The following is a 17551-nucleotide window of genomic DNA, read 5'->3' as shown; positions in this document are numbered from 1 at the left end:
GCACTTCGGTACTCAGGTTTCCCTTAAACCCACTCTTTTCCATACTTACGAATGAATTCAATATCCTTTTTATAATGCTCCAGGTGTCCTTCTTCCATCATTTTTTGAAAAGCAAGATCGCCTTCATCTGCCTTTCTTTTAATCGTTGAACATAATCCTTCCAATCGCAGCAACACCATATCCACATAGTCTTCTTCCATTTCCTTACCGTAGGATTCAAGAAACAAGGCAACTCTTTGTCTTATACGGTCGGCATGCTGTGATGTTTGGTAATAAACGGCCTCACCTATTTCAGAATAATAAACCCTGCTTAATGGGACGCAAGTGTAAAGCGTATAGGCGATGTCCCACAGCCTTGGACCAGGGCCGGCCACATCAAAATCGATGATCCCGACTGGTTTCTCATGATGAAAGATAATATTGTAAACGGCAAAATCATTATGGCACAGTACCTCATATGGCTGGGGAGTCTTATCGATCGGCTTCCAGCCTTCCTCAGTAGAAAAATCACTGACCGCATCATGATAGTGACGGAGCATTTTGGCTATGTCTTTTAAAACTTCATTGGACCACATGTATTCTTTTAAAGGATAATTCCCTGCTTCTCCTTCAATGAATGTTAACGTTTCTCTGCCTTTTTCATCGATCCCCAGAAACTTCGGTGAATAAGGATATCCTTTGCTTTCAAGATGATTTAATAACGTATGTATCTTGGCACTCTCCGGCTTTAATTCCCGTCGGACAGTATCCCCTTTACGAACGACGTGTGAAACATTCCCGCCTGTCAGCGTTTCTTCGTTTGTCATGTGCACGACTCCTCCTTTCTGAATATCGTAATCTATAGTGAATTTTCATTTAGTAGAAATACTATTAATCTACTTCATTCTTTTTCATCAACACCTCTATCGTTCCATGATAATGCGGTTCTCCATGCGCTAAATCCAATAAGTATGTTTCGGCTAAGGTAATGGGAGTGTAGCCATGGAAATAATCCTTTAACTCGCTGCTAGTGAAATAATGCATATGGGAATCTGTTTTTGGACGATAAAATGTATTCTTGGAGACTTCTTTACATGTTTGTTTACTCTTTTCAAAACTTGGATCATTTACATCGAAAGCATTGATGTAAATCAATCCTCCCTCAATCAATCCGGCTTTCGCTTTTTGAATGATTTCTTCAATCTCCTCATCATGAAAAAAGGGTAGGACATTCGATAGGATGATCAAAGAATAAGAATTTTCTTCAATTTGATATTCTCTCAGATCACATACAGTCGTTTTCACTCTAAGTTCCGCTTTTTCAGCCCACTCATTGCAGCGCTGTATGGCACTCTCTGAAATATCCACTCCTTCTACCTCATATCCAAGGCTTGAAAAATAGAGGGCATTCCTTCCTTCTCCTATACCTAAATCAAGAACTTTCCCATTACTGGGAATTAGACTCTTATATTTGACGAGAGTACTTTTGGGGTGTACTCCCCATAACTGATCTACTTCTGAATACTTTCTGTCCCAAAATGTTTTCATTTGATTCAATTTGATCTCCTACTTTCCGGGGATTGAGTGGGATGGTTCCGACGCAATCTGTAGAAACAACCATACCAAAGTAACCTATTCTTTAGTAATGATGATCTTTTTTGCCATGTACTCTCCCTCAATTTCATCAATCCATACTTTTACGACTTGATCTTCTTTTAAATCCAGCATGCTTGTAGTTTCTCCTGAAATCTTCGTATCCTTAGAAAAGTAAATATCAGGGATAAACGGTTCTTCTTCCGGATTTATTTTCTCAGGATATAAGGTGAATTTATTCTCCTCTAACTCTCTTACAATACCGAGATGATCCGGTTTTATTCCATACCAAACTGATAGGAGAGCCAACACAATAACTAAAAAAACGGATAGTAAAAGTAATTCTTTCTTTACTCTATTTGTCACCGTATCCCCCTTCCTATTTCGGTTAAAGAATGACCTGGAGCTTAAATACTACTATTTATTATCGCAAAACCATATGCACCTCTAAAAATGGTTATCCATATACCAAATCAACAGTGTTCCCAAAATCGGCCCTGATAGTCCGCTTATGATGCCCATTACTATGAGATAAAGTCCGTGCCTGTTCTCCTCATAGTCCATTCTCAACACTGCACCAATGCAAACCGCTATGATCCCTAAAAAAACGGATGAAGAGATAAAAGCGCCTGCCACAGATAACCAGCCGATGCCTAACAGAATTTTTTCGCCTCGATTTTCCTTCAATTCATCATCACCCACCCTTACCATAAAACCCATTAAAGCCGGGGGTCAGAATCTGCACTTTCTTATAACAGAAGTAAATAAATCACCAATCCCTGCCTTCCCCTGATTGATAATTGCTGCTTTCCCCCGATTTCGCTGAAGGGTTCTTCCCTTGGGTATGTTTATTGTTGTTATTCTTTTTTCTTCTCCAATCAATCAACCATGCAAAAAGTAGAATCCCTGAAATCAGAATCACAAACCACCACATACGAACCATCCCCTTTCCCCTCTAGAAAAACAATGACTCTGCAGCACCCTATAAAATAATTCTAAAACGGATTTTCACCCTTTAGAAAAGGAACAAACACTACATAATTCGAACCTATGAATAAAAGCCAGAAAAAGACCGAAGAAATTCGCTGCTTATAGAGAATGCTTTCCTTAAATAAAAACAAACCACCAACTAAAGTGTATAAAACAAAAAATATATACGTCATCCCAAACCAATTCACCCATACATTTCCCATAAATTGAATTCCGGACATTTGGTAAACAGGTTTCAGTACGTAAAACGTGAAGAGAAAGCCAATGAGTAAGAATGTAATACTTTCGGTCATCTTAATTAAAAGCTTTTTTATTTCACTCAAAAAAATTCACCTCCATATTCAGTCCTCTTAGATGCACATTATTCATATTACTACATAAGTACCAATAATTGGGTATTTTAACAAAACAAGTTATGAATCATCATATTTAACCCAAAGAGTCTTGTACTCTGTTTTTTATAAAAAACAGAGTACAAGACTCCTATTAAAAAGGGCCGAGAACATGTTACTCGGCGCCCTTAGATTATATTTTTAGTTTTGCACTTGAAAACAGGCCGAATTCAAAGCATCGTCTTTATTTTCAAAAAAAAGGAACTGTAAATAATCACTCAACATCCTTACTAATCGCCCTGCCAGCCACCCTGCCGCTGAACAGGCATCCACCCACAAAGGTTCCTTCCAGTGCCCTGTAGCCATGCAGACCGCCTCCCCCAAATCCGGATGCCTCACCAGCGGCATAGAGACCTGGTATTACTTCACCATTTGCATCTAGGACCCTTCCGCTCAGATCCGTCTGCAGTCCGCCCAGTGTTTTGCGGCTGACAATGTTCAAGCGGACGGCAATGAGCGGTCCGTTTTTCGGATCGAGTATTTTATGAGGCGGAGCGACACGGATCAATTTGTCGCCAATGTAATGACGTGCACCACGCATGGCTGTGATTTGAAGATCTTTCGTAAACTTATTGTCTATTTCACGGTCCCTGGCTTCTATTTGTCTCTTTACCTCTGAAAAGTCCAACAGGTTTTCTCCAGCTAGTTTGTTCATTCGATCCACGAGATCTTCCAGACCATCTGATATGATGAAGTCTTCTCCTTTATCCATAAATGCCTGCACCGGTCCGGATGCTCCCGGGAGTGCACGTCCCAGGACTTTTCGGATGCTCTTTCCGGTGAGGTCTGGATTTTGCTCGGACCCTGAGAGGGCGAATTCCTTTTCAATGATTTTCTGTGTCAGGATGAACCAGGAATAGTCGTAGCCGGTTTTCTTAATGGCTTCCAGTGTTCCCAATGTATCAAACCCAGGAAAATTCGGAGCTTGGAATCTCTCACCTTTCGCGTCAAGCCAGATGGAAGACGGGCCTGGAAGGATCCTGATGCCATGATTGCTCCACACAGGATTCCAATTATGTATGCCTTCCGTGTAATGCCACATCCGGTCCCTGTTCACAATCCTGCCGCCTGCTTCTTCCGTAATGGCAAGCATTCGTCCGTCTACATGTGCCGGGACACCTGAAATCATTTTCTTTGGCGGCAGCCCCAGCCTGCTCGGCCAATTTTTCCTGATCAGATCGTGGTTAGCCCCGATGCCGCCGCTCGACACCAAGACCGCCTGGGCAGAATACTCGAAGCTTCCGATCACTTCCCTGCTGCTGTCTTCTCCCCTTTGTGCGATACTCTCCGCAAGAACCGATCCCGTCACTCCAGTAACAGTGCCGCTCTGGCTGATCAACTGGTCCACACGATGCCTTGGAAGATAAGTCACCAGTCCGTTCTTCATATGTTCACGGACTCTATTCTCAAACGGTTCGACTATCCCCGGTCCCGTTCCCCATACAATATGGAACCTTGGCACTGAGTTGCCGTGTCCATCCGCCAGGTGACCGCCCCTTTCCGCCCATCCTACAACCGGAAAGAACCGGATACCCATCTCATGCAGCCAGGCACGCTTTTGACCTGCTGCAAAATCGACATAGGCTTCAGCCCATTTCCGGGCCCAGTAATCTTCATCTGAACCCCTGTCAAAGCCAGCTGTCCCGAGCCAATCCTGCCAGGCCAATTCCTTAGAATCCTTTATCCCAAGTCTTCTCTGCTCCGGTGAATCCACCAGAAATAAACCGCCGAATGACCACCAGGCCTGTCCGCCAAGTGAAGCTTCAGGTTCTTGATCGAGAAGCAGTACTTTTTTGCCTGCATCAGCTATTTCTGCAACTGCAGTAAGTCCTGCAATCCCGGCACCAACAGCGATTACATCATAGTCCATTTCATCCCCACTTTTCTCGTGTTTCCTTTTTTTAAAAAGTTGCGCTGTGTTCATTAGTTTCAGTATAAACCCGGCTTTTGAAGAGGGTCAATTAATTATTAGAAAATTAAAACAATAACTATTAAAGACCCGTCCCTGACTGTTTTAAAGCTTAAAAGCAGTCAGGGACGGGTCTTCGGGTACTCTCTTTTTATAGAGATGGAGCCACAAACTCCACTTTAATCCGGTCCGGATCTTCGAAGAACACAGCATAATAATCTTCGCCGCCTGCAAATGGATGCAGATGTTCGTAAAGGATGGTTATCCCCTTCTGTTTTAATTTTTCAGTCATCTCATCCACTCGTTCACGGGAAGCAGCGTGAAAAGCCAAGTGGTTCAAACCGGTCCTGCATCTGTGATAAGGTTCATCCATATACCTTTCTTCCGTCTGGACGAACACGAGGTACGTCTCCCCAAGCTCCCAGCTTTCCCCTTTATCCCATTTTTGATAGGAGTGATAACCCAACTCCTGCAGGAACCAGCCCCAGAACTCCATTGACTTTTTCAAATCGGATACATAGATTTCTACGTGATGAAGCAGTCCTTCTGACAAAGCTGCCCCTCCTTCCTGTTTTTTAATGAAGAAAGTATTGTATTGGAAGAATTATTCTCTTAGACTCCAATATATTTCTGTACGGTCATTACAATAAAACCCTTCCAATTGACTAGCATCCACAAGTTTCTTGAGAGTCTCCTTATTTGAACACACCATCGAAAAATGGCTGTCCCAGTGCGTCGTTAATAGGATCGTTTGATCGTGGGTAAAAAGATTTTTTCGTTCATAGTTAAGCATATTACTATCATTAATTATATCATCCATGTACTCTAACTTTCTTTCCGTGCAGAATTCATCCCCACACCAGATCCAGTCATGTCCAAGCTTTTTTATCTGCTGCAGTAATTCATCCATGATAAACTCGGGGAAAAGTCCCTCTGTAGGCCGAACAATTTCATGTTGTTCACAGACATCCATGATCACCTTTGCAGTGTCGTCATCAGCATATTTTTTATTCAGACCGAGGATGATCGATCGAAGTCCAATATCCAATTGTCTGTAGTCGGAGACACCGGATATCTTCAGGAATTCCTTCCATCTAACCATTTCACAATGTTCCTTAATCTCACTTCTGGCAGGATAAGTGTCCGGCATAAATAATTCATAGTCGATTGTCTTAGGCTTGATAAATGGATGAAAAAAAATGAAGACTTCTTCAAAGATTCCTTTGTAAAACTCTTTTATTGACATATCCGCATGTGAACACACTGCATATCTGTGCGGATCGGGTAACACTCTTGCGTTAAGCATCTTTCCCTCACCCTCCTTATGGTTTTGTGTAAGTAAGGAATGACAATATAAATCAGCCTTTAATCATTTATGTTCTTCCACTAAACCTGATTTTGGTCTACATCATTCGCTCAAAAATCCATTTATGTTCTTTACAAAACCTTCTGTTTCCTCCAAATCGGGAAAGTGAGCACTTTTTTCAAATAATACCAGACTGCTATTTCTTAAGTTTTTATGGATGATCTTTGAAATGGGCAGCCCCGTATTCCGATCAAATACTCCTGTGATGATTAACGTTTGGTGATATATTTCTTCCAGGCGGAAGATTAATGGAATTTCTGCCGGATTGTTTTGAAGGCAGTTCATCATTAAACCTGTGTTCGTCAATTCACTTTCTTGCCACATCGCCCTGTTTTTTCTTGCAGTCTCCTTGTCCTCAAACAATAGTAAATCTACAGTACCGGGGTCGACCAGACTCCATATCCTGTTATACAGGTCATCAATTGATAACCCCTGTTGTTGAAGGTTTGAGATTTGACGATAAAGATTCTTGTCCGCTATCGTCATAAAGCCTGTTATTTGAATCATTTTCTGAAGGTCTGTATCTATTAAACTCGGAGCCGACAGGATCATCTGATTGATTTCATCAGGGAACCTATACGCTATTTCGAGTGACAGCTCCCCGCCAAATGAATAGCCAAGAAGATCAACTTTTTCTACTCCCAGCCATTTCTTTAATTCCATGAAATCTTGAATGAGCAAATCAATAGTATATTCATCATCCGATTCCGGCATTTCACTCCTGCCGCACCCGCGCTGTTCATAGTAAACAATCGTCCTTGTCTTAGATAGTGAATGACCAGCTGTTCTTTCAAATAGATAATGGTTTCCACCCGGTCCCCCGTGAATGATGACGATTGGAGTTGTTTCGTTCTCACTGCCTTCGATTTTCACCCAATGATTGATTCCATTTAACGTAACGGTAAATTCACCATTTGTAAGACCCATCATGACATCTCCTTTTATTTGTATCAGTGTAATAAGCAGGTGGAAAGGGGATTTAAGTTAGTTTTTCTTCAAATTAAGAGAATGAACCAAGTGTAATTTCCTTAATGAAACAAACTTGATTCTTCCTCAGTAACCCTTTTTATTTCACCTATCTTAAAATCTATGATTTCTTGAATTCTCTCTTTAGAAGTATAACCTTGAAAATACTTTTCTATCTCCCACGCTAACATCATGGTTGTATGGTCTATATACAGATAATGAAAATCTTGTTGGTAATCTCTGGAGGTAATTGTGAGGTTCTCTTTGTTTAAGTATTTTTGATAAGTATTACATATTAATTGAATCAATCGGGGGTCATATATATCTTGGCATAGTATCGTTATGTCCCTTAATGGTGAACCGAGAGCTGCCCACTCCCAATCAATAAACCAAATTTGTTCATCCATATAGAATATGTTTTCCAAATGAGGATCACCGTGAGTGATGACTTGTGCGCATCGTACCTTATAATCTCTTATATCTAATTTCTTATAAGCTTCTTCTATTGTCTTAATCCATTCAGTATCAGCCCAGTGGTTCAGTGAACTTAACTGCTCTAATTGGTCTAAGCACCACTCGAGCCACTCAGAGGTGAATTGGTGAGTTGGAATTTGGTTAATAATTTCACTATTCCTTGTACTATGCAGATCAGCTAACTTCTCCAAGATTCTTTCAATATAATTAGTCTTGTTCTCATAGGAAAGCAGATCAAATTCCTTTTTTAGAGGTGATTTCAAGTCACACATCAGTATAGCTTCAGGAGAAGATTCCCACACTGATACCACTTTACTAAACTGCTTAATATAGTTAGTTAAGTTCCTATAGATGGCGATTTCATTGTTTCTATTTGCTTCAAATTCTTTATAAATCAAACTGTGCTTTTGATGATCACCGTCAAGAACTTCAATTCTATAAATCTTTCCTGCGTGAACACCATTGATCACTTCTTTTTTAAGTAACTTCAAATTTATTTGAAGCAATCTATCCTCTAGATTAGTCACTAAACACCTCCCCTTTCGTTAAGAGCCTTTGACTTCTTTAGAAAATGTTTACTTTTTAATCATCTTATAGGGCTCTCGGATGTTGAAAATCTAATCTACCAACAACAATTTTACCATATAAATCCAATATTCAGCAGTTTTCCTCAAATAATTAAATAGTGTAATGAACACCTCAGCTCTAAAGGAGCTTTTAATAGTACAAACTAATCAACACAAAAAAGATGCCAAATCAGATTCGGCACCTTTCTTCCTTTTCATTTTGCTTTCTATACTAAAACCTATTACTGCACCTTGATCCGCCCCAACTCAGGCGGCGCGATGCTCCCGCCCGATTCAATGATATAGGTAATGAATGAGTCCAATGTCGGCGGTCCCTCTACTGTGTCCGTTCCTTTTTTGAAAGCTGTAAAGCCGTCGCCGCCGGTTGCGAGGTAATTGGTCATGGTGACGGTATAGGTTTGCTCAGGCTGAATGGCGTTTCCGTCTGCATCGGTCATTTCTACGACCTTTTGGCCTGGTGGGGCTTCCTTATCCCAGGTGTAGTGCAGCCCGGATGTCTGCATGATGGTTTGGAAATTCCCTGTCCACTGCTGTTCCAGTGCTTCTTTCAGCTCTGCTCCGGTCAAGGAAACTTTGACCAAGTTGGTGCCGAATGGGAGCATGGTGTACAGTTCGCCCCAGGTAAGTTCGCCTTCATCCAGGTTCGCACGGATCGACCCGGGATTCATAAATGCGATGTCGGTCCCCATGTTCTGCCGATGTGAATCAGCAATGAGATTTCCGATCGGGCGTTCGCCGCTATCGGTCTTTTCCTTCGTGATGGGCGCATCTGCCTTCCCCATCTTCTGGCCAAGCATCATCTGTTTGTCTGCCGAGTAGGCATCGACCATTTTTTTGACTTCTTGATCGGGCTCAATTCCATCATGATAAGTCGATATGATGTCAGCTTTTTTGTTCACAATCTCCTTTGTTTCGCGGTCGATGAAGAGATCGACGTCTGAAAAGGCCGTTCCGTACGAATAGGCTTGAATGATCATCTTCCCGTCCACTACCGTGTTGGCATAGCCGTGATTGTGGCCGCCAAAGATGATATCGACTTCATCGTCGATGCCGGGGGCAAATTCTGCAAAGTCCTGAGCCGGATTTGTTCCATCCTCGTTCGAAGAGGCAGAAACATGCCCGAGAACGACGATGGACTGAACCCCTTTTGCCTTCAATTGTTTTACACTTTGATTGATGGCGGTGACTTCATCAATGAATTCTACACGTTCAATCCCGCTCGGAAGCACGATATCCCTCGTTTCAGTCGTAACCACTCCGATAAATCCGATGGGCACACCATCGACTTCTTTGATCAAATAGGGAGGTAAGATGGATTTCCCTGTCCTTTTATCGATCACGTTGGCAGCTGTGTATGGAAAAGCCGCCCCTTCAAAATCGCCGGTCTTCTCATGTTTGCCTCCGTCAAGGAGCCGGAACATTTCGTCCGTCCCCTCGTCGAACTCATGATTCCCTAACGTCCCGATGTCGAATCCGACCATGTTCATCCATTCCACGGAAGGTTCATCCTGCATCAGCGATGACACGGGTGAACTCGCACCGACCATATCGCCGGCATGGACTAAGAGGGTGTTTTCATTTTCCTGACGGTGCTTCTTTAAATAGGCGGCCATATACTCGGCACCGCCGACCTGCTTTCCATCCCTTGTTCGAACCGTTTCCAGCTGGCCATGAAAATCATTGACCCCTAAGAGCTGCACTGAAATATACTCACCAGGGTCAGTGGAAGAAGATGCAAATGAAGATCCAATGAAGTAAACCGCTGTCACGATCGCTGCCAACATCAATTTCTTTACAGACATGGAAAACCTCCCTGAGTTTTGTCACCTTCAAGGTAGCACACCATTTTTGATGGATGTTTAATTGTAGATTATGGTTTTGTAAAGATTGTGCAGGAAACCTTACTTTTTTCCTAATTCCGACACAATACCCTTTGGTTCACGTCTTCCTTTTGTAAAAAAATGGTGTTTGACAGTGAGGATTGTGGTAAAATTCAACATTATACAGAGATAACATTGGGGGATGTTTATGAGAGAGAAATGGAAAGCATTCGGAATTCCGATCGGGATCACATTGATCTTTATCGCAACATTATTTATTCATCAGCTGCTGCTTGTAAAAGAGCTGCCGCACCCTGGCTGGAGCAGATCCATTCCGCTTCAAGCTTCATTTGAAGAGAAGCCGCAGGTGTTTGTGGACTCTGAAGATCGGGTCCATATCGCAGCGAACGGTCAGGTTCAGACGATGAAGTTGAACGATGGGTTAACCACCTCAGATGAAGAAATCATGAAAACAAAGATCACACGCGGATTTCCTTTTTGGAGCGATGGGGATCAATTCATCTATTATAAAGAAGGAAATCTCGTTTCGACGATCGATCGACAGGATCAAGTATTGGAAGAAGGAATCACTGGATTGGGGACAGGAAAACATGACGTCTATTTTTGGAATGACGGTACATTAAGTCTGTATGATACCGAGAAGAAGGTGTCTATTGATCTACATACATTCTCATCCGTGATTTCCGAGATGCATGTGGCCAACGATGGAAGTGCCATCATTCAGGTGGAGAAAGACAATACTCATGACCTTTTATACTACCTGGATGAAAAGAAGCAAGTCAGCGAACCTTTCCTGACTGTCGACAGTTCACCTAATAAGAAAATCGATGGATTGACGTTCAAGGTGAAGGATGGGAATCTGATTGTTTTTTATAATGAAAAATCAAGGACACAGGGTACCCTTGCCTACAATGTGTTTAAAATCATTGCACCCGTGCAGGACATCGGGAGCTCCATGCTGACTGGAGAGAAGGTGGAGTTCGTTCATTCCCAAACGGGACAGAAGCTTATGAGCCCGGGCGGCGCCCAGTTGATGACCATTGACGGTAAAGAAATGATTGTGCTGACGTCGGAAGGCACCCGTGTCGGGGACAACAACTCAATCAGCTTATATGCGGCGCCTTTTAAGAAAGGGTCAAGCTTCAGCGCAGCACCGGTCAGCACGACGAAACATGTGTCGTACCCGCCAGTGAAGATTTCAGATGAAGCGATGGTCTGGATGAATTATGATGGGGATACCTATAAACTGACAGGAAACTCAATGAATCCGGAGGTCATCGCGGAGAGCACCAACTGGTCAAAGAGTTCTGTAAAGGAAGCGTTCAACAATGGCGTGCTTATGATGTTCAGCAGCCTGGTCACCATCATGACCTCATTCTACTGGGTACTGCCATCACTCTTCTTACTGATACTCATGTACATCTTCAAGCCAAATGCATTCGAGAAAGACGGAATCAGCTGGGTGGAGTACCTCGCCATCATCATCTTTATGTTCATGCCGATCTCCTACACTCAGAATGCGATGAATGCGTACTTTCACGTGATGGCTCCCGGTTACCTCGTCTTCCCTGGCAGCGCCTATGCTGTAACCATCTTCCTCAGCGTGATCACACTTGTCATATGGAAATATGGAAGGGACCCGGACTGGGGTTCCATGAGCGGGGCGTTTTATTACATGGGCATGTATATGTTGTTCTATATCACATTTATCGGCCCTTATATCTTTAACTTGTATTGATCATATGCCTGCATCCGGTGTCCGGTTGCAGGTTTTTTTGTTGAGATTGCCGATGTCGGTCATTCCTGTTTGGTTGGGGAATCTACGTTTTTTATTTAAAAAGTCTCTCAAACTGCGATTTTTCTGGTTGAAAAGGGGAAAAGGGGATCATTTTTTAAACAAACCCTGAGCATTTCACCTTGTCACGGGTCTGTAAGGCAGGTTTATTATCAATAATCGGCGGTATTTTATCAAAAATAGAAATATATTATCAAAAATCCAATTATTTTATCAAAAACCAAGAACTTTTTATCAAATCCAGATAAAAAGCCATTTGCCAAGACCGAGTCCATTCTGGTTCATTCGATGGGAAATGTATATCATCAAACATCAGCCTCCATCATTGAAACAGCCAGGTTCCAGCTCATAAAAAAGAAGCCTATCCCTTTCGATAAGCTTCCAACTCCTTCACTCAAGATATTCATCGCTCAGTTCAGGACGAACATACCTCGCCATACCCGTCTTCACTTTCCTGAATCCGCACTTCCTGTAAAACTCCTCATTCCCGGTGGTCGAGATCAAGTGAACACAGGACACGTCTTTCAGCCTGTCCAATAGATTGCTAAGAATCTTCCTGGCGATACCTCTATTCTGCCATTCCTCATGAACGACAATGTCGTAAATAGCTGCGTTGAAGCACCCATCGGACATGGCTCTGCCGAACCCGATGATACGATTCCCCGATTGAACAATCACTTTCACATTGCTTGCCTCAAAGACCTGCCTGATGACATCAGTGGAATGTTTCTGCCATCCTGCAGATTGATAGACTTCCTTCATTCCTTGGAGGTCCTCATCACAGATATCTTCTTTTAGAATCAGCTCCACGCTTTGTCCCCTCCCAGCAGAAAATCCAGCAAATGCTTTTTCATGAGGTGTCATCAGCACCTCACCCCTCCCCGTAATACTCAGCAAAATAGAGAAAACCGACCTTCTTCACAAGGTAGTTCCTCAACTCACCCTGAGTCGCTTTTTCAACAGGCGGTTCTGTCAGAGTATAGGCTTTAGCATTCAAAGAAGAAAATTTTTCTTTATCGACTTCATTATGATATTCATCATCCACGATACCTGTGGTAAAGGCATCAGCAGGATATCCCATAAAGAACACTTTCGTCCGTACTGCCATATGCGGAGTTCTGTGCAGCACCATGAACAACAGCAGCAAGGCACTGACGATCCCGATCCATTTTTTCATCTCACTATCCCCTGACTAATATTTAGAAACGGCCAACACGGCCTCATCCCATCGACCCTCCGCCGCTTCCATTCTGATGGCTGTTATTCCTCAAGTGCGCAGCATGCTGGGTCGATTTTTGATAAGCATCATCTCTTGCATTGCTCGAATTCTCCTTGATGCTGTCACCATAAAACTCTATCTTTCTCGATCCGATCCACACCCTTATTCCGAAATAAAGGACGATGATTCCGATAAACATTAAGAAATACATCATGAAAGATCCTCCTTTAAGGTAGTCATGTTATCAAGCAGATTGATTCTACCTGTCTGAACGCTCGCCCGCCTAATTACCACGAAGCTTGCCCGCTCCTGGTTCACGGAATGCTGCCCGACAAAAAAACTTGCTATGAAACGCGTTTCATACATTATGCTGGAACAAGGATGTGAACCTCACATCCCAACTGCCATGATCGGCGTAACGCGAAGGGGCGGCGTGACAATCATGGTCAAAGGCAGAAGTGTTCATGGCATCATGAACACTTTTTCCGGTAAAAGGACTCGCCTACTTCACAAATACCCGTTCCTTCAGCCTTTCCTCGGCAAGCCCTACATTCGTTTTCAAATACTCCGGAATCTCTTCATTCGCCAAAATCTCTGCTGTAGACATCCACAGCACTTCATCCACCTCATCCGGACTTTTCGCGTAAGGATCACCAGATTCCACTCCGCAGAGAAACACGATATCTATCACGTTGAATCCTGGATCAGCGACAAAAGAGGAGCTATTCACGTAGGTGAGACCGCCGATCTTAACCCCCACTTCTTCATCCACTTCCCTGATCAGCGTCCGTTCCAGGATATCTCTGGAAACCCCTTCCAAATCACATTTTCCCCCGACAAGTGATAGCATGCCTGGCGCATGATCTTCTTTCTCACTTCTCCTGATCAAAAGCCACTTCCCATCGCGGTGAATGGCCGCTTCAACATTGACAATAAACATAGTAAACTCCTCCTTATGTACTAACACAATCCTTTAACTGTCCCGGCTCCACGCCAGCGCCTTTCCCTCCATCTCCGAAACAAAGGCCTTCTTTGCCGGGCTGTAATCCCGTGTGGACTCATATTTCTCAGCCAATTCTTCTTTGAACCGACTGTAACGGACAGCCTCTTCTCTGTGGGCACAGAGATAGTCCCGGAAGACCAGATGCCGTTCGACCTGCGGATTTCCGGCTTGATAGATATGGATATGATGCGTCCTGTCCTCCCCGCCTTTCCTGAGCAGGCGCCGGCCCTTGATCCCCCATTCACCAGCGGCATCGTAACCGAGTGCCTCCAGCTGTTCATTGTATGAATCAACAGCAGAAATATCCTTCACGATGCACATCATGTCGATCACAGGCTTCGCTTTCATCCCCGGCACAGCAGTACTGCCGAAATGCTCAAACGAAACGATTTCACCTCTGAACACCGTCCTCAAAAACGCTGCCTCATCTTCAAACATCGTTTTCCATTCTTCCCTGTATTCCGATAATCTCACTTTCATTGCCTTCACCTCTGGTTTCTATCCTTGAAGCCTATGCCTCATTCAGCATCCCTAACCCTTACTACTTCCATAAAAAGGGGGTAAATTCCTCCTTCACATACAATACCCGTCCCTCGATGCATTAACGTACTTCCGCACCCGAGGGACGGGCCTTCACCTTTCAATCAGAAAAATGAAACAATCCACGCACCCAATCCGTATAGTAAGTAAACGCCCTATGCAACATAGACAAGAACGGAGGAATTCATATGGGAAACATGAAAATCACTGTCACATCAGAAATCAACCTTTCAGCAGAGTACACGGATCAACCGGACAAGCTGCAAGAAGAGATCGATTTCATTTTGAACAAATTCGGGGAGATTGAAGAGTTCTCTAAGAAAACGGACGACCATGACATATTAACCTTGAAGACAAGATTGAACGCCCACGATTTACAGGTGAAATTATTCGAGAAATGGGGAGAATGGGAATACGCAAGAAACCTCGACCGCGATATGAAAATGAACTTCATCGGGTTTGGCGAGGTCAAAACGTGTACAAGCGCGGTCCGGGATTACGAACCAACCAAGAAAACGTTCAAGAATCCTTTGCGATCGCTTCTTTTCTTTGATAAATAAACATCCATGTAACGCTTGGCATTTCCAACAGAGACGAGCGTTTTTTACTTTCTTCAGGAATGGCTGCATGCTTCGAATGGAAGGAAATCGTCACTTACCTCCTCTATCAAAAAAATATTTTCTAAAAGTGTTTGAATATTTAGAAAATGGTTAGTATAATAGAAAAAAGGTCAAGGAGTTGATGATTCATGAAAAAGTATTTGCTAAATGCACCACAGCCTGAACTGATCAGCATGGACTCTCTAATCGCAGAAATGATTTTGGATAAGGCTTTGCTTACATTCCGTATAGAGCAAATTGAACAGAAAATTGACCAATCATTACGTGACGGGAATAAAGAAGAATTCCTGCGGCTGACCCAGGAATTGAAGAATTTGGGGTAAGAATTATTTGATCACAGGTAAATGAAGCCGATTGATTTTTGATATGGAATCATAAAAAATGGGACGACTCCCCTGGGAGATCGTCCCTTTGTTGTTTTTACTTTATTGAAAGGATACCAGTCCCTCTGCAGACATCCTTCCCAGCATAATCCTCCTGCAAAAGCCCGTAAACCGCACAGTCCTTATATTGATCCTTTGCATTCCGGATCATGTGCCTGATCACACCTTCCTGTACCATACCCGCTTTAAGCATGATTTTTCCGGATGCTGGATTGTCCGTGTTGTGGGCAGCGGAGATCTTGTGAATATTCATATGCCTCAATCCAAATTCCACGACCGCCTTTAACGCCTCCGTCCCATACCCACGGTTCCACCAGTCGTATCCCAGCGCATAACCAACCTTACAGTTGCCGGTTGAACGTTCAAAGTCATATAAATCGATTTCGCCAATCAGTTCACCACTTGATTTCAATTCAATTCCCCAATAAACAAACTCTTTATCGCCATATTGATTGACAATCCCTTCAATCCTTTCAACTGTCTGGGTAAGCGTTTTGTGTGCAGGGCTGATCTTATGGTCTGATACTCGCTCATCTGAAAGCCAATGATCAAAAGAACTCTGAGCATCTGGGAGTCTCAGTTTTCTTAGAAGCAGCCGTTCCGTTTCAATTTCCGGTGTACCTGAAAAGCGGATCATTTTGTCACCTTCCCTTTTTGATTTGACCGTGAAGTAGTCAGGGCGGTCCTCGAGTAACGTTTATTCTCAATAGAAATTAATAAAGATACCCTAATAAATCGACCTCACCATCTTCCCACTTTCTATCGCCAACTTCTTTTATCATCAGTTCACTAATCTTATCATGACCTATTCCATACGTTGTTTGATTAACATCGTTTATTTGCAGCCATTTACATTTACTTTGCGGGGATTTGAATTCTGCCTTAATGTACAAATCTTTTTTATCTGCAAACAACAGGAGAAAATCGACAGCCCTATTTTTACAAAAAGCCTCGATTTCGGATAGCAGGATTGACCCTATTCCCTGCGATCGATGATCTTTTGCCACACACAAATCAATGATACCCAGCACCTTTACCCTCTCTCCATTTACGTTCATGATTCGATAATCCAAGCCCGCTTGGCCTGCAAGCTGCCCATGATCATCATAAGCAATGAAACGGAAATGAGGTAATTGCTTGTAGTAAATCCTGTCCCGCGGATAGTCATCTTCGAAAGATTCTGTCAATAACCGCTGCAGCTCGGCTCTCAATTCTCGATCAATGTCATATTCATATACTTGTTTAATGTTCAATGCATGTTCCCCCTTTTGTTTGTTTCCAATCTGGCGAAATTCATAGGTAAATGTTATCGGAACAAATGGGCATACTAATAAAGTACGTTTAAGAAATAATAAACGAAGAGGACTTTTATTATGCTTGGACTGATGATAGCCGTCATTCTTTTTAATTTCATCGCCTTCAAAACAAATAAAATATTGACTGCCAAGCAAATTGCACATATTTTTGCTTTTACGATTGCCTTCCAGCTGTCTTTCGATCTCTATGTGGATTTGAAATATCATGGGTATTGGTATTTCACGAAAGCAGTGGATTGGGCTGCATTACCCGCGCATACCATTTTGCTTCCACCGGTCAATATGATGTTCCTAAATTGGTATCCATTCGATCAATCGAGATGGAGGAGAATCCTCTTTATCATTTGCTGGTCGGCTGCGTTATTGCTCTACGAGGTCATTGCCTTACTTCCTTCACCTTGGGGGTATTTTCATAATGGCTGGTGGAGCTTGGGGTATTCAGCTGTTTTAGATCCAATTCTTTTAATCATTTTATTAGTGTATTATAAATATTTTGTAAAATAAATACATATTTACAAAAGGTCGATTTGCACCGGATCGCCCACCTCCCACATACACTATCAATCAGGAGGTGGTGT

The 17551-nt window shown here is 42.9% G+C and carries 22 protein-coding genes; 4 read left to right on the top strand and 18 right to left on the bottom strand.

From position 1 onward, the window contains the following. Positions 1-23: 23 nt before the first annotated feature. The 11 genes from ACUXV2_RS03180 to ACUXV2_RS03130 all read right to left on the bottom strand — a co-directional run bounded on the left by ACUXV2_RS03180 (position 24) and on the right by ACUXV2_RS03130 (position 10058). A complete protein-coding gene (locus ACUXV2_RS03180; protein ID WP_446245621.1) occupies positions 24-806 on the bottom strand; it encodes a phosphotransferase in 783 nt (260 codons plus the stop codon). Positions 807-870: 64 nt separating this feature from the next. After that, on the bottom strand, positions 871-1527 hold the full coding sequence (locus tag ACUXV2_RS03175) for a class I SAM-dependent methyltransferase (protein WP_446246993.1): 657 nt from the start codon (positions 1525-1527) through the stop codon (positions 871-873). A gap of 84 nt (positions 1528-1611) precedes the next feature. Beyond that, positions 1612-1938 (bottom strand): hypothetical protein, encoded by a 327-nt coding sequence (locus ACUXV2_RS03170; protein WP_446245620.1) that lies wholly within the window; start codon positions 1936-1938, stop codon positions 1612-1614. A gap of 81 nt (positions 1939-2019) precedes the next feature. Next, complete coding sequence (locus tag ACUXV2_RS03165; protein ID WP_446245619.1) at positions 2020-2259, bottom strand: hypothetical protein; 240 nt, start codon at positions 2257-2259, stop codon at positions 2020-2022. 82 nt (positions 2260-2341) lie between these two features. Further along, positions 2342-2515, bottom strand: coding sequence for a hypothetical protein (locus tag ACUXV2_RS03160; protein WP_446245618.1), 174 nt, complete (start codon positions 2513-2515; stop codon positions 2342-2344). 653 nt (positions 2516-3168) lie between these two features. Then, entirely contained in the window at positions 3169-4824 is a 1656-nt protein-coding gene (locus ACUXV2_RS03155) for an FAD-binding dehydrogenase (protein WP_446245617.1), read from the bottom strand. Positions 4825-5014: 190 nt separating this feature from the next. After that, positions 5015-5416 carry a VOC family protein gene (locus ACUXV2_RS03150; protein ID WP_446245616.1) on the bottom strand — a complete coding sequence of 134 codons (402 nt, stop codon included), beginning with the start codon at positions 5414-5416 and terminating at the stop codon, positions 5015-5017. 51 nt (positions 5417-5467) lie between these two features. Continuing rightward, complete coding sequence (locus ACUXV2_RS03145; RefSeq protein WP_446245615.1) at positions 5468-6169, bottom strand: DUF2711 family protein; 702 nt, start codon at positions 6167-6169, stop codon at positions 5468-5470. Between the two features lie 102 nt (positions 6170-6271). Next, positions 6272-7156: an alpha/beta fold hydrolase gene (locus ACUXV2_RS03140; protein ID WP_446245614.1), complete on the bottom strand. Its 885-nt coding sequence runs from the start codon at positions 7154-7156 to the stop codon at positions 6272-6274. A gap of 101 nt (positions 7157-7257) precedes the next feature. Further along, entirely contained in the window at positions 7258-8196 is a 939-nt protein-coding gene (locus tag ACUXV2_RS03135; protein ID WP_446245613.1) for a phosphotransferase family protein, read from the bottom strand. A 281-nt stretch (positions 8197-8477) separates the two neighbouring features. Beyond that, positions 8478-10058 (bottom strand): bifunctional metallophosphatase/5'-nucleotidase, encoded by a 1581-nt coding sequence (locus ACUXV2_RS03130; protein ID WP_446245612.1) that lies wholly within the window; start codon positions 10056-10058, stop codon positions 8478-8480. 226 nt (positions 10059-10284) lie between these two features. Here ACUXV2_RS03130 and ACUXV2_RS03125 point away from each other — a divergent pair, with 226 nt between their 5' ends. Beyond that, entirely contained in the window at positions 10285-11835 is a 1551-nt protein-coding gene (locus tag ACUXV2_RS03125) for a hypothetical protein (protein ID WP_446245611.1), read from the top strand. Positions 11836-12282: 447 nt separating this feature from the next. On the opposite strand, the gene ACUXV2_RS03120 is transcribed toward ACUXV2_RS03125, so the two are convergent. The 5 genes from ACUXV2_RS03120 to ACUXV2_RS03100 all read right to left on the bottom strand — a co-directional run bounded on the left by ACUXV2_RS03120 (position 12283) and on the right by ACUXV2_RS03100 (position 14594). Continuing rightward, complete coding sequence (locus ACUXV2_RS03120; protein WP_446245610.1) at positions 12283-12756, bottom strand: GNAT family N-acetyltransferase; 474 nt, start codon at positions 12754-12756, stop codon at positions 12283-12285. A gap of 7 nt (positions 12757-12763) precedes the next feature. Further along, positions 12764-13069, bottom strand: a complete 306-nt coding sequence (locus ACUXV2_RS03115) for a hypothetical protein (RefSeq protein ID WP_446245609.1) — start codon at positions 13067-13069, stop codon at positions 12764-12766. A 43-nt stretch (positions 13070-13112) separates the two neighbouring features. Next, the gene (locus ACUXV2_RS03110; RefSeq protein ID WP_446245608.1) at positions 13113-13325 is read right to left on the bottom strand and encodes a hypothetical protein; all 213 of its coding nucleotides are present in this window, start codon (positions 13323-13325) and stop codon (positions 13113-13115) included. 288 nt (positions 13326-13613) lie between these two features. Then, complete coding sequence (locus ACUXV2_RS03105; RefSeq protein WP_446245607.1) at positions 13614-14051, bottom strand: NUDIX hydrolase; 438 nt, start codon at positions 14049-14051, stop codon at positions 13614-13616. A 33-nt stretch (positions 14052-14084) separates the two neighbouring features. Next, on the bottom strand, positions 14085-14594 hold the full coding sequence (locus tag ACUXV2_RS03100) for a GrpB family protein (protein WP_446245606.1): 510 nt from the start codon (positions 14592-14594) through the stop codon (positions 14085-14087). 248 nt (positions 14595-14842) lie between these two features. On the opposite strand from ACUXV2_RS03100, the gene ACUXV2_RS03095 reads away from it, so the two are divergent. After that, entirely contained in the window at positions 14843-15214 is a 372-nt protein-coding gene (locus ACUXV2_RS03095; protein WP_446245605.1) for a hypothetical protein, read from the top strand. A gap of 188 nt (positions 15215-15402) precedes the next feature. After that, positions 15403-15597, top strand: a complete 195-nt coding sequence (locus ACUXV2_RS03090; protein ID WP_446245604.1) for an IDEAL domain-containing protein — start codon at positions 15403-15405, stop codon at positions 15595-15597. Between the two features lie 97 nt (positions 15598-15694). On the opposite strand, the gene ACUXV2_RS03085 is transcribed toward ACUXV2_RS03090, so the two are convergent. Continuing rightward, entirely contained in the window at positions 15695-16294 is a 600-nt protein-coding gene (locus ACUXV2_RS03085; RefSeq protein ID WP_446245603.1) for a GNAT family N-acetyltransferase, read from the bottom strand. 76 nt (positions 16295-16370) lie between these two features. Further along, positions 16371-16910 (bottom strand): GNAT family N-acetyltransferase, encoded by a 540-nt coding sequence (locus tag ACUXV2_RS03080; RefSeq protein WP_446245602.1) that lies wholly within the window; start codon positions 16908-16910, stop codon positions 16371-16373. A 120-nt stretch (positions 16911-17030) separates the two neighbouring features. On the opposite strand from ACUXV2_RS03080, the gene ACUXV2_RS03075 reads away from it, so the two are divergent. Beyond that, on the top strand, positions 17031-17477 hold the full coding sequence (locus ACUXV2_RS03075) for a CBO0543 family protein (protein ID WP_446245601.1): 447 nt from the start codon (positions 17031-17033) through the stop codon (positions 17475-17477). The last annotated feature ends 74 nt before the right edge of the window (positions 17478-17551 follow it).

It is taken from the genome of Rossellomorea sp. NS-SX7, from assembly GCF_052828565.1.
The sequence above is the reverse complement of the archived record's forward strand: the minus strand, read 5'-3'. Positions and strand labels throughout refer to the sequence as shown.

Coding starts and splice junctions, on each gene's coding strand:
- ACUXV2_RS03180 (WP_446245621.1), bottom strand. CDS start 806: ATGACAAACGAAGAAACGCTGACAGGCGGGAATGTTTCACACGTCGTT.
- ACUXV2_RS03110 (WP_446245608.1), bottom strand. CDS start 13,325: ATGATGTATTTCTTAATGTTTATCGGAATCATCGTCCTTTATTTCGGA.
- ACUXV2_RS03085 (WP_446245603.1), bottom strand. CDS start 16,294: ATGATCCGCTTTTCAGGTACACCGGAAATTGAAACGGAACGGCTGCTT.
- ACUXV2_RS03145 (WP_446245615.1), bottom strand. CDS start 6,169: ATGCTTAACGCAAGAGTGTTACCCGATCCGCACAGATATGCAGTGTGT.
- ACUXV2_RS03130 (WP_446245612.1), bottom strand. CDS start 10,058: ATGTCTGTAAAGAAATTGATGTTGGCAGCGATCGTGACAGCGGTTTAC.
- ACUXV2_RS03115 (WP_446245609.1), bottom strand. CDS start 13,069: ATGAAAAAATGGATCGGGATCGTCAGTGCCTTGCTGCTGTTGTTCATG.
- ACUXV2_RS03075 (WP_446245601.1), top strand. CDS start 17,031: ATGCTTGGACTGATGATAGCCGTCATTCTTTTTAATTTCATCGCCTTC.
- ACUXV2_RS03175 (WP_446246993.1), bottom strand. CDS start 1,527: ATGAAAACATTTTGGGACAGAAAGTATTCAGAAGTAGATCAGTTATGG.
- ACUXV2_RS03120 (WP_446245610.1), bottom strand. CDS start 12,756: ATGACACCTCATGAAAAAGCATTTGCTGGATTTTCTGCTGGGAGGGGA.
- ACUXV2_RS03100 (WP_446245606.1), bottom strand. CDS start 14,594: ATGAAAGTGAGATTATCGGAATACAGGGAAGAATGGAAAACGATGTTT.
- ACUXV2_RS03125 (WP_446245611.1), top strand. CDS start 10,285: ATGAGAGAGAAATGGAAAGCATTCGGAATTCCGATCGGGATCACATTG.
- ACUXV2_RS03095 (WP_446245605.1), top strand. CDS start 14,843: ATGGGAAACATGAAAATCACTGTCACATCAGAAATCAACCTTTCAGCA.
- ACUXV2_RS03105 (WP_446245607.1), bottom strand. CDS start 14,051: ATGTTTATTGTCAATGTTGAAGCGGCCATTCACCGCGATGGGAAGTGG.
- ACUXV2_RS03160 (WP_446245618.1), bottom strand. CDS start 2,515: ATGGTTCGTATGTGGTGGTTTGTGATTCTGATTTCAGGGATTCTACTT.
- ACUXV2_RS03155 (WP_446245617.1), bottom strand. CDS start 4,824: ATGGACTATGATGTAATCGCTGTTGGTGCCGGGATTGCAGGACTTACT.
- ACUXV2_RS03090 (WP_446245604.1), top strand. CDS start 15,403: ATGAAAAAGTATTTGCTAAATGCACCACAGCCTGAACTGATCAGCATG.
- ACUXV2_RS03140 (WP_446245614.1), bottom strand. CDS start 7,156: ATGGGTCTTACAAATGGTGAATTTACCGTTACGTTAAATGGAATCAAT.